The sequence below is a fragment of the Nonomuraea sp. NPDC003201 genome, assembly GCF_053590415.1.
Genome location: NZ_JBSFTC010000346.1, coordinates 1 through 10,833, shown reverse-complemented (window position 1 = coordinate 10,833; position 10,833 = coordinate 1). Strand labels below are relative to the sequence as shown.

General features: G+C 69.7%; 9 protein-coding genes and 1 pseudogene. 2 read left to right on the top strand and 8 right to left on the bottom strand.

The window, feature by feature from the left end; genetic code table 11:
• From ACWDX9_RS53200 to ACWDX9_RS53180, 5 genes are all read right to left on the bottom strand, one after another.
• Positions 1–1,247 (bottom strand): ABC transporter substrate-binding protein (locus tag ACWDX9_RS53200; protein WP_449969709.1); only part of this gene is annotated, 1,247 nt, incomplete at its 3' end.
• A 198-nt stretch (positions 1,248–1,445) separates the two neighbouring features.
• On the bottom strand, positions 1,446–2,447 hold the full coding sequence (locus ACWDX9_RS53195; RefSeq protein WP_449969707.1) for a LacI family DNA-binding transcriptional regulator: 1,002 nt from the start codon (positions 2,445–2,447) through the stop codon (positions 1,446–1,448).
• A gap of 169 nt (positions 2,448–2,616) precedes the next feature.
• Positions 2,617–3,612: a LacI family DNA-binding transcriptional regulator gene (locus ACWDX9_RS53190; RefSeq protein ID WP_449969704.1), complete on the bottom strand. Its 996-nt coding sequence runs from the start codon at positions 3,610–3,612 to the stop codon at positions 2,617–2,619.
• A gap of 119 nt (positions 3,613–3,731) precedes the next feature.
• Complete coding sequence (locus ACWDX9_RS53185) at positions 3,732–4,181, bottom strand: beta-xylosidase family glycoside hydrolase (protein WP_449969712.1); 450 nt, start codon at positions 4,179–4,181, stop codon at positions 3,732–3,734.
• Positions 4,182–4,198: 17 nt separating this feature from the next.
• Positions 4,199–5,974 (bottom strand): cellulose binding domain-containing protein, encoded by a 1,776-nt coding sequence (locus ACWDX9_RS53180; protein WP_449969701.1) that lies wholly within the window; start codon positions 5,972–5,974, stop codon positions 4,199–4,201.
• Between the two features lie 604 nt (positions 5,975–6,578).
• On the opposite strand from ACWDX9_RS53180, the gene ACWDX9_RS53175 reads away from it, so the two are divergent.
• Together ACWDX9_RS53175 and ACWDX9_RS53170 are read left to right on the top strand one after the other, a co-directional pair.
• Positions 6,579–6,980 carry a hypothetical protein gene (locus ACWDX9_RS53175; RefSeq protein ID WP_449969699.1) on the top strand — a complete coding sequence of 134 codons (402 nt, stop codon included), beginning with the start codon at positions 6,579–6,581 and terminating at the stop codon, positions 6,978–6,980.
• A 123-nt stretch (positions 6,981–7,103) separates the two neighbouring features.
• Entirely contained in the window at positions 7,104–8,393 is a 1,290-nt protein-coding gene (locus tag ACWDX9_RS53170) for a PP2C family protein-serine/threonine phosphatase (protein WP_449969697.1), read from the top strand.
• Positions 8,394–8,405: 12 nt separating this feature from the next.
• On the opposite strand, the gene ACWDX9_RS53165 is transcribed toward ACWDX9_RS53170, so the two are convergent.
• The 3 genes and pseudogenes from ACWDX9_RS53165 to ACWDX9_RS53155 form a co-directional block, all read right to left on the bottom strand.
• Positions 8,406–9,131: an alpha/beta fold hydrolase gene (locus ACWDX9_RS53165; protein ID WP_449969694.1), complete on the bottom strand. Its 726-nt coding sequence runs from the start codon at positions 9,129–9,131 to the stop codon at positions 8,406–8,408.
• Positions 9,132–9,171: 40 nt separating this feature from the next.
• Positions 9,172–10,128 (bottom strand): alpha/beta hydrolase, encoded by a 957-nt coding sequence (locus tag ACWDX9_RS53160; protein ID WP_449969692.1) that lies wholly within the window; start codon positions 10,126–10,128, stop codon positions 9,172–9,174.
• 104 nt (positions 10,129–10,232) lie between these two features.
• Positions 10,233–10,712: pseudogene (locus ACWDX9_RS53155) on the bottom strand (alpha/beta hydrolase fold domain-containing protein); the annotation flags it as partial.
• Positions 10,713–10,833 lie beyond the last annotated feature (121 nt).

Genomic DNA, 10,833 nt, shown 5'->3' with positions numbered 1-10,833 from the left:
TGGGCCGCCCCCTCGGCGGCCGGCGTCAGCCCGGAGCCGACCGCGACGGTGATCTGCTCAAGCGACGGACCCTTCACCGGGGACAGGAACTCCAGGGCCGGCGAGGTGGAACCCTTGTCGATGTACGCCTGCACGTCCTTGGCGACCTGGATGGCGTTGTCGGGCAGTTTGGCGCCCTTCACCCGGTACGGTCCCGTCGGCTGCACCACCTTGCTGATGGCCTCGGCGGCGGCCGGCGAGGCGACGAACGCGGCGAACTTCTTGGCTGCCTCCAGGTTCTTGGTGCTCTTGGGGATGTAGATGGCCGGTGGCTCCCACACGGTGGCGCCGTTCTTGGCGGCGTCGGTGCCGGGGATGCCGAAGAAGCCGATGTCCGTCGCGGCCTGCGGGCTCGTGGCCAGCACCGGCGGCAGGATCGCGGTGAGCATCGGATAGTGCGCGCCCTCGCCTTCGGCGAGCAGCTTCAGCCCCTGGTCCAGGGTGGCCGAGCCGAAGCCCTTGTTGAGGTAGCCCTTGGCGTGCACCTCGGCCAGGTGCTGGAAGCTCGCCAGCGCGGCCGGGGTGGTGGCGAACTTGGCCTTGTTGGCCGTGTAGTCCTGGGGGAAGGCCGGCGCCGCGGCCTGGACGTTGTAGAAGTCGGCCAGGACGAACAGCTGCGAGGTCCAGGTGTCCTTGAACGTCGAGATCACCGGCGTGATCCCGGCCGCCTTGATCTTCTCGTTGTTGGCCATGAACTCCGCCCAGGTCGTGGGCACCTTCAGGCCGAGCTTGTCGTAGATCTTGCGGTTGTAGAGGATGCCGCCGCCGGACGCGGCGGTGGCCGGCACGCCGTACACGTGGTCCCCTTGGGTCACCACCCGCAGGTAGTCCGGCTGGACGTTCGCCACCACCGGGTCCCCGGTGAGATCGACCAGGCTCTGGGCCGGGTTGAGCGCCTGGAGCAGCGACCCGGAGTTGTACCAGAACACGTCCGTCATCTCGCCGGTGGACAGGCGCGTCTTGACGATGTTGTCGCCCTCGCTGCCGCCCGGCTGGTTCTCGATCTTGACCTTGATCTTGGGGTTGGCCTGCATGAAGGCATCGGCCAGCGCCTTGGACGTGTCCACGGTCGACTGGTCGCTGCCTGTCATGAAGGAGAGGGTGACGGTGCCGTCGGCGGCGGGCTCCGAGCCGGAACCGCAGGAGGTCAGAGCCGCCAGCGCCAGGACGGCCGTAGCCGTCGCGAGCGTGCGGTGGGAGGTCTTCACACACCCCTCCAGGGTTATTGAATCGTTTTAAGCGACTCCCCGATGCGGTTAACGTAGGCGTTACGTGGAAGGAGTGTCAAGACATGTTTTGGGTAACGGTACCCAGCTTTTTCCCAGCTTGAGTCGCTGCAACCGGGTCTAAATCGGTAACGGTTTCTACGGCGGGCAGCGTGAGACCCTGCTTGCGCAGCCGGAAGCTCAGCTGCCGGACTCTCCCGGCGCGGCCGTGGAACCGCGGACGACCAGGCTCGGGGTGACCGAGAAGCGCACGGGCGTCATGCGGCCTTCGATGCGTTCCAGCAGGAGCTTGCCCGCGGCCCGGCCCATCTCGGCGCCGTCCTGGTCGACGCTGGTCAGCGCGATGTTGGGCAGGGCGGCCAGGTGGATGTTGTCGTAGCCGGCGACCGAGACGTCCGCCGGGACGGCCAGGCCGGCCTCGTGGACCGCGGCGAGCACGCCGAGCGCCGCCTGGTCGGCTCCGGCGAAGATCGCCGTCGGCTGGGTCGGACGGCTCAGCAGCTCGCGAGCCCCCTCGTAGCCGCCCTGCTCGTGATAGAAGCTGGTCGCGATGGCGATCTCGTCGCCGAGCCCGTGCTCGCGCATCACGCGTTCGTAGGTCGCCGACCGGATGTTGTGCAGCAGGTCGGCCGGCCGCGCCTGGCTGTCGTCCTGGTGCGTGATGTGCGCGATGCGGCGGTGCCCCAGCTCGATGAGGTGCTTCACGACGAGTTCGGCGCCCGCTTCGTCGTCGTCGAACACCGAGTCGTAGTACGACGATCGCTCGTGCCGGGCGAGCACCACGGTCGGCTTCTCCTTGGCCACTTCCTCCAGGCGCGCTTTCGAGGCGAGCGGGGCGACCATGATGATGCCGTCCACCTGGCGGTCCATGAGGGCGTCGACCGCCCGGATCTCGACCTTGCGGGTGGCGCCGCCCTGGATCATGAACGCCTGGTAGTCGGTGTTCTCCAGATATTCGGTGAGGCCGTCGAGGATGTCGGCGAAGAACGGGTTCCTGATGTGCGGCAGGACCAATCCGATGGTGAAGGTGCGCCCGCGCATGCCGCGGGCCACCGCCTGCGGCCGGTAGCCGAGCTCCTGGATGGCCGCCTTGACCCGGTCTTTCATGGCCGGGCTGACACCATAGGCGTTGCGGATCACCTTGGACACCGCTGTGACGGAGACCTGAGCGTGAGTCGCCACATCGGCGATGGTCACTCGTCGTCGACCAGGCGCGGCCATGGAACTCCCATTCCCGAGACGTGGTCCGATTCTACGAGCTCAGAGCGTTGCTCCAGGTAGGCGTCGGCCGGGCCCGAGGTCGGACCGAGATCCGCCGTCACGTACGGTCCACGGCTGGTGAGGCCTTCCGTCACCCCCCGGCGCCCTCGCGGTCGGCGGGTGGAGCGGTGCTCTCCCGGACCGTGAGGGTGGTGGCCAGCTCGAACCCGGCCTGCGGCGTCTCCTCCCCGCGCCCCAGCGCGAGCGCCAGCTCGGTCGCGGCCGCGGCCATCTCGGTGAGCGGTTGGCGGACGGTGGTCAGCGGCGGATCGACCAGGGCGGCGATGGGCAGATCGTCGAAGCCGACCACGCTCAGGTCCGCCGGGATCCGCAGCCCCATCGTCCGCGCGGCCTGGTAGACGCCGATCGCCTGCAGGTCGTTACAGGCGAAGATCGCCGTGGGCCGCTCCGGGCGGTTCAGCAGCTCGAGCGCGGCGGCGCGGCCGTCCTCGGTGGTGAGCAGGGTGCGTACGACGAGGTCGGCCTCCACCGGGAGGCCGGCGGACTCCCGGGCGGAGCGGTAGCCGTCGAGCCTGGCCTGGCAGTACAGGGTCCGGTCGGGGCCGCCGATCATCGCGATGCGGCGGTGTCCCAGCTCGATCAGGTGGCGAGTGGCCGACCGCCCGCCGGACCAGTTCGTCGCTCCGACGAAGGGGACGTCGTCCGGCAGCTCGGTGGCGGGGTCGAAGACCACGAACGGGATGCCTTTGGCGCGCAGCTGGTTACGCTGCTCCGCCGACAGCTGGGCCACCGTCACCACGCAGGCGGGGCGGCGGGCCAGGGTGTCCTCGCTCGGATAGTGGACCGCGTTGCGTTCCGGGCCGAACTCCGTCAGCACGACGGCCACGCGGTGCTCGCGGGCCACCCGCTCCACCCCGCGGATGATCTCGGTCCCCCACATGTGCTCGAGCTCGTCGAAGACGAGCTCCATCATGTTGCTGCGGTTGGTCCTGCGGTATCCGTACTCGCTGATCAGCGCCTCGACGCGGGCACGCGTGTCCGCGGACACGCCGGAACGGCCGTTGATGACCTTGGAGACCGTGGGGATCGACACTCCGGCGGTCTCCGCGATGTAGGAGATCGTCACGGGTCTGGACGAATCGCCTCGCGAGCCTTCCCGGTCAGCCACCGGTTCGCCCGACTCGGCGTGTGACAACCTGGCTCCCCTCCTCGTCGGCCCCGTCCGGTCGCCCGTCGTGGGCCCGTTCACGGCGCAAGGATAACCTGCCCCGGCCCTGTGTCGTGATCGAGAGGCTCGTAGTCGAACCAGTCGAACCGCACCGTGCCGGACGCGGCGTACATGCCGATCACCCGGCCGGTGAAGCCGCCGGCCACCTCCGTCGACAGGTACCGGCCGTCGAGTTCGGCCAGCACGTCGAACGCTCCGTCCGCCGCCTCGACGCCGAGGCGCACGACGTCGGGCTCCTTGCGGGGATGCCGGTCGGCGGGCAGCGCGGCGAGCACGTCGATCCGCAGCCTGATCGGCCCGGCCGGCGCGGGCCGGGTGGCCACGGTCGGTCGCAACGAGCCGATCCGCGCGACGACCAGAACCGTGCCGTCCCGCGCCTCGATCTCGTAGTGGTGCCGCTCGTCCAGGCGTACCGCGAGCCCGCGCCGGTCGTACCGGGCCCCTTGGGTGGTGCGGGCGAGCCGCAGCCCGCCAGGTGCTCAGGTCAGCCGGCGGAGCAGGCGGACCCGTTGAGCGCGAAGCCGGTGGGGTTCGCGTCGTTGCCGGTCCAGGTGCCCTGGAACCCGAACGACTGGGAGCCGCCCGCCGGAATGGCGCCGTTGTAGGAAGCGTTGGTGGCCGTCACCGCCGCGCCGCTCTGCGTCACGCTCGCGTTCCAGGCGGTGGTCACCTTGGTGTCGCCGGGGAACGTGAAGGTCAGCCGCCATCCGTCGACCGCGCTGCCGCCGGTGTTCCTGATCGTCACGCTCGCGGTGAGCCCGCCCTGCCACTCGTTCTTGGTGTAGTCGACCCGGCAGGCGCCGGTCCCGCCGCCGCTTCCCGCGCGCAGCTGGACGACCACCACGGAGTAGGCGGGCACGGTCTGTACGGCGGCGCTCCCGGTGGAGGCCGAGCCGATCGACGAGGCGTTCTTCAGGTACGAGTACACGGTCGGCGTCGCCGAGGACGGGGTGAAGCCGCTGTAGGAGAGGTTGACCGTCGTGGCGTTGTCCGGGTCCTTGTTGATCAGCATGACGCTCACGTCGCCGTTGGCGCGCTTGACCGCGTGCGTGGACAACATCGCGGTGGAGGAGGTCGTCCGCACCAGCGCGTCGCCGGAGGCGCCGAGCCTGGTCATCATCTGGATGCCGTAGTACGGCGGGAACGGCGTGTTGGCGGCCGGTTCGCAGGAGGCCCCGCTGGACACCACGCCGCCGTCGTTGTAGTCCGTCGCGCCCTGGATGGTGGTGACCTTGCTGCAGTCGGTGCCGTTGCGCAGGTTCCACCAGTCGATGTTGAACGCGCCGTTCTCCATCCAGGTCAGGTAGACGTCCGGCGCGTACAGGCCGGACGGCGAGGTGTTCAACGCGTAGTTGGAGCTGTCCTCGGTGACGGCGATGCCGACGTTGGGGGCGTTGCCGCCCGCGTACTGGTTGATCAGTGCGCGCAGCGCGCTCGTCATGCTCGGGACCTCGGCCTGGGGCTTGGTCACGAGCTCGGCCTCGTTGGCGCTGTTCGGGTAGTGGTGCACGATCACGAAGTCGATCCGCGAGCCGGCGATGGACATGACGGTGCGGTTCCAGTCCATCGTGTCGCCGGGGCCGACGACGCCGTCCGGCCAGTTGCCCGGCGTCGTCAGGACCGCGCCGATCTTGATCGTGGGGTCGACCGCCTTCATCGCGGTGATGTAGTCGAGCAGGTTGGTGGCGTACGTGGCGGGGCTCTTGCCGGCGTGCTTGTCCATCTCCCACTGGGCACCGTAGTGGCCGTTGCCGTACATCTCGTTGCCGATCTCCCAGTACTTGATGCCGTAGCCCTTGGTGACGTTGGCGTACCGCACCCAGTCGGCGGCCTCCTGCGCCGTGCCCGAGCCGTAGTTCGCGGTGACGATCGGCTGCGCGCCGGCCGCACGGGACGTGGCCACGTACGCGTCGAACCCGGTGTTGGGCGCCACGTACCCGCCGCCCTCGACCGTGTGCGTCTGCCAGTGGTAGCCGTCGGCGTAGCCGCCGCCCGGGTACCGGACGGCCTTGACACCCGCGTCCTTCAGCAGCGTGGATGTCACCGGATCGTTCATCCGCCCGTCCCACACGGCGACGTTCATGCCGACGCCGACGGCGGGGATGGTGGCCAGCGTCTGGCCGGCGTCGACCGAGACGGTGGCGGTCGTGGCGGCGGATGCCGGCAGGGTGGGGAGCGGGGACAAGCCGGCGGTGACCGCGACCGTGGCTCCGGCCAGAGCGATCAGACGGGTGACGCGTCTCCTCATGGACCCTCTCATGAGCCCTCCTGGGGCGAGAAAGTTTTCCGAGATTTGGTGAGATAATTTCTCGGCGGAGAGTAGTAAGCGTTAACCATGACGTCAACGATCGTCGGCCTTGGAGGGCAGGAGTCCAGCCTTACCGCTGGATGAGGTCGGCATCCTCCTTGAAACTTTCAAAGACGGGCCACCGAAAGTTTTCCGCCAGCAGGATGAGCGCGCGCCACGCCTACACGCTTGATCCAGTACGAGGGACAACCGGCCTGCATGATGTAGCTTAGAGTGACTAGATCATCACTATGAGTGAAAAGGCGGTGTTGTCATGAACGCCCTGGCGTCGCTTCTTAACGCGCTGCTGCATCAGGTGCAGCAGCTCCTCGCGAGCCTGCACGTGGGCTGACGGACGAGAGTCGATCGGCTCCAGCCGAACGTACGGCTGGAGCCGATCGCCACCAGGCCAGGCCCCTCCGGTTCCACCGCATGACAACCCTCGCCTTCGGCATGTGGATATCGGCGTAAATCAATTGTGTACGTGCCGCCAACGACCGGCCCGCATTCTTGTCAATGGCAACGGGATGCGCAGAAAACCTCGGCATCCTGTCCCCCAAGATGACGGAGGTCTCCAATGCCGCTTCGCTCGATGAAACAAGCAACCGGCCGGACCCTGGCCGCCTTGGCGATGGCCGCCGGACTGTCCGGCGCTCTCGCCACCGCGCCGGCCACGGCGGACTCGCAGTCGATTCTGTCCAACGGAGTCGAGGTCACCGTATGTGTCCAGCCCGGACACTATGACATCAGGGCAGCCATCATCAATGGCTGGAACCAGAACGGCGACTATGTCGCTTCGCCAGAGCTCTTCCTGGACGGCGACCGTCGGCAGCAGCGCTGCAGCAAGCTTTATGAATGGTGGTGGAAGGGCACGATCGACGTGGACTTCTGGGCCGACAACGGGGACAAGTTGGGCACCCGCCAGTGCGACGTCCCGGCGGACAAGCCTTTCCCCGTCCACACGTGCTATTTCGATTGACCAGCCAGCCGTGAAAGCGCCGCGATCCGGCGCTTTCACGCTCGGCAATCCCCCGGGCCCCGTGGACCTCGACAGGTGAACCTCTTACTCTGAGCAGGCAGAACACCTCGTAGAGTGGATGGCGTGGGCAGGATCGCCGGCCCGCACAGGCAGGGCGCACGCAAGCCGGGCGCGCCGCAGATCGATTACGCGGCGCTGTTCGCCGCCACGCCGAGCCCGTGCCTCGTACTGGATCCGGGCCTGATGATCGTCGACGTGAACCGCGCCTACCTGCGCGCGACCGGCCGCACCGCCGAGGAGCTGATCGGACGGCACATCTTCGACGCTTTCCCCGACAACCCCGACGACCCCTGCGCAGAGGGCGTGAAGAACCTGCGCGCCTCGCTGCACCGGGTGCTGACCTACCGGGAAGCGGACACGATGGTGCTGCAGAAGTACGACATCCCGCTCGCCGACCGCCCCGGAGCGTTCGAGGAGCGCTGGTGGTCCCCGATCAACACCCCTGTCCTGGCGGCGGACGGGACGGTGTCGTGGATCCTGCACCGGGTGGAGGACGTGACGGAGTTCGTCCACTCCTGCTCCGCTCAGCAGCCCGCCGTCCGCCTTTCGGCGGGGCAGCAGGAGTCGATGGAGGCCGAGCTGTACGCACGGGCGCAGGAGTTGCAGCGGCTGAACGAGGAGCTGCGCCATGCTCACGCCCGTGAACGTCAGGTCGCGCTCGCGTTGCAGGAGGCCATGCTCCACTGCCCCGACCTGGACCTCCACCCCGACGACATCGCGGTGCGCTACCTGCCCGCCGTCGGAACGCTGAACGTCTGCGGCGACTGGTACGACGTCGTCGACCTGCCGGACGGCTGTTTCGCCGTCGCGGTCGGCGACGTCGTGGGCCAAGGGCTGGAGGCCGCGACGGTCATGGGAATGCTCCGCAGCGCGCTCAGCGCGGCGATCCGCGCGGTCAAGGAGCCGGGCCCGGCGCTGGAGGTGGTCGGTCTGTACGCCCGTTCCCTCGAGGGTGCGCTGGCCACCACGGCGGTCCAGGCCGTGATCGACACCGCGGGCTGCCGCATCACCTACAGCAGCGCCGGGCATCTGCCGCCCGTCCTGCTCCACCCGGACGGCTCCTGCACGCTGCTGGACCAGGCCACCGACCCTCCCCTGGGCACCCGCCCCGACCACGTCGCCCGCCCCCAGAGCGAGCTCCCCTACACCGCGGGTGACACCCTCGTCCTGTACACCGACGGCCTCATCGAGCGCCGCGGGGAGGACATCGACGTCGGCTTGGCGCGCCTGACCGCCGCGCTCGCCCCGTGCAGCCGGCTGACCCCCGACCGCCTCGCCGACGTCGCCCTGAGCTCCCTGGGCATCAGCAGCGGCGCCGGCGACGACGTCGCCCTGCTGGTCACCCGGCTGTAAAACCCGCGTATGTCAGGCCGAGGTGGCCCGGACCGCCTCGCGGATCAGGTCGGCCACGTCCTTGGGACGGGACACCGCGACGGCGTGCGAGGCCCCCTCGACCTCGACGACGGTCGCGTCCGCCCGCTCGGCTCCGAACCGCTGGACCTCGGGGTTGATCGCCTGGTCGGCGGTGGCGACGAGGGCCCAGGAGGGCTTGGTCCTCCAGGCCGCCGTGGCCGCGGTCTCGGTGAACGCCCCCGCGGCCAGCGGCCGCTGCGCCACCGCGAGAATCTTGGTGACCTCGGCGGGGACGTCCGCGGCGAAGATCTCCGGGAACGCCTCGGGGGCGATGGTGAACTCGACCGCCGGGTCGGCGCCCTCGACCGGGTAGGCCGACTGCCGCAGGTTGGCGCCCAGCGGCGGCTCCGGGAAACGCCCCTGCAGTTCGCCGAGGCTCTCGTCGTCCTCGAGCACGTACGCGGCGACGTAGACGAGGCCGACGACGTTGGCGGCCGCGCCGGCCACGGTGATGATCGCGCCGCCGTAGGAGTGGCCGACCAGCACGACGGGGCCGTCGATCTGGGCGGCCACCGAGGCGATGTACGCCGCGTCGGAGGCCAGGCCGCGCAGCGGGTTGGGCGGGGCCACCACGGGAACGCCGTGCTCCTGCAGTTCGGCGATGACGCCGGTCCAGCTGGCGGCGTCGGCGAACGCGCCGTGCACGAGAACGACCGTGGGAGTGGTGCTGTCCGTCATGGGGAAGGCTCCTTGATCAGGGGTGGGCTGGCCGGGGCGCTCAAGGGCGCAGCGCGTCGCGGAGGAACTCGCCGCCCTGCTGCGTGGCCGCCTTCGCCGCGTACGTGTCGCGCATCGCGTTGACCATGACGAAGTCGTGGATGATCCCCTGGTAGCGCACGGCCGTGGTCGGCACGCCGGCGGCGCGCAGCTTGGCGGCGTACGCCTCCCCCTCGTCGCGGAGCACGTCGGCCTCGGCCACGATGACCAGCGCCGGCGGCAGCCCGGCGAGCTCGTCCAGGCTCGCGCGCAGCGGCGACGCGGTGATCTCCGCCCGCTGGGCGGGGTCGGTCGTGTACTGGTCCCAGAACCACTTCATGCCGTCGCGGCTGAGGAAGTAGCCGGTGGCGAACTGATCGTAGGAGCCGGTGTCGAAGGCGGCGTCGGTGACCGGGTAGAACAGCAGCTGCGCGGCCAGCTTCGGCCCGTTGCGCCGCTTGGCCAGGATGGTGGTGGCCGCGGTCATGTTGCCGCCGACCGAGTCGCCGGCCACCGCGATGCGGGCCGGGTCGAGGTCGTGCTCGGCCCCGTGCTCGGAGATCCACTGGAGCGCGGCGTAGATCTCCTCGATCGCGGTGGGGTACCTCGCCTCCGGGGAGAGGCTGTAGTTCACGAAGACCGTCGCGGCCTGGGCCCGTACGGTGAGCTCGCGGACGAGCCGGTCATGGGTGTGGGCGTTGCCGAACACCCAGCCGGCGCCGTGGATGTAAAGGATCACGGGCAGGGTGCCCTGGGCGCCGGCCGGCCGGAAGATCCGGATGGAGACCTCGCCCGACGGGCCGCCGGGGACGGTGAGGTCCTCGATGTCGGCGTCCGGCACGGGGACGTCGCCGTCCTGGACGCCGTCGACGGCCTTGCGGCCCTCGACCGGGCCGAGATCGTAGAGGTACGGCGGGTTCTCGGTCGCCTCGGCGAACGCCTGTGCGGCCCCTTCGAGGACGGGCTTGATATCGGACATGCTGCCTGATCTCTTTCCATGCGCGTACGTGCCACCGGTGGGCGGCTTACGCAGGTCAGCATCGCAATCCCACCGCTCCGGACGCATCAGTAAGTTGACTGGCGTCAGCGCCGGGCGGCCAGGGCGTCCTTGAGGAAGAGGGCCCCCTGGCGGACGGCGGCCAGCGCCGGCGGGCTGTCCCGCAACGGGTCCAGCGACGCGAAGTCGTGGACGGTACCCAGGTATCGGACGGCGGTGACCGGCACACCGGCCGCCAGCAGCCGGCGCGCGTACTGCTCGCCCTCGTCCCGGACGACGTCGGCCTCCGCGGAGACGATCAGCGCGGGCGGCAGCCCCGCGAGGTCCGCCGCGCTCGCCCGTGCCGGTGCGGCGGTGGGCTCGTGCTCGTCGTCGGTGTACTGCTGCCAGTACCACTCCAGCGCGGCGCGGGTCAGCAGGTAGCCGGAGGCGAAGCGCCGCTGCGAGGCGGTGTCGCAGCGCGGGTCGGTCATCGGGTAGTACAGCAGCTGGGCCCGGATGCGTGGCCCGCCGCGCCGCTTGGCCATCATGGCGAGCGCCGTCGCCATGGTGGCGCCCGCGCAGTCGCCAGGCGCCGCAGGCCGCGACGCCCAGCAGGTCCCGGTCCTCGGTCAGCGCGGTGACCTTGTGGTACAGCTCGCGTACCCACGAGGGGTCGCCGGCGTTCTGGGCGGCTCGCAGCGCCTT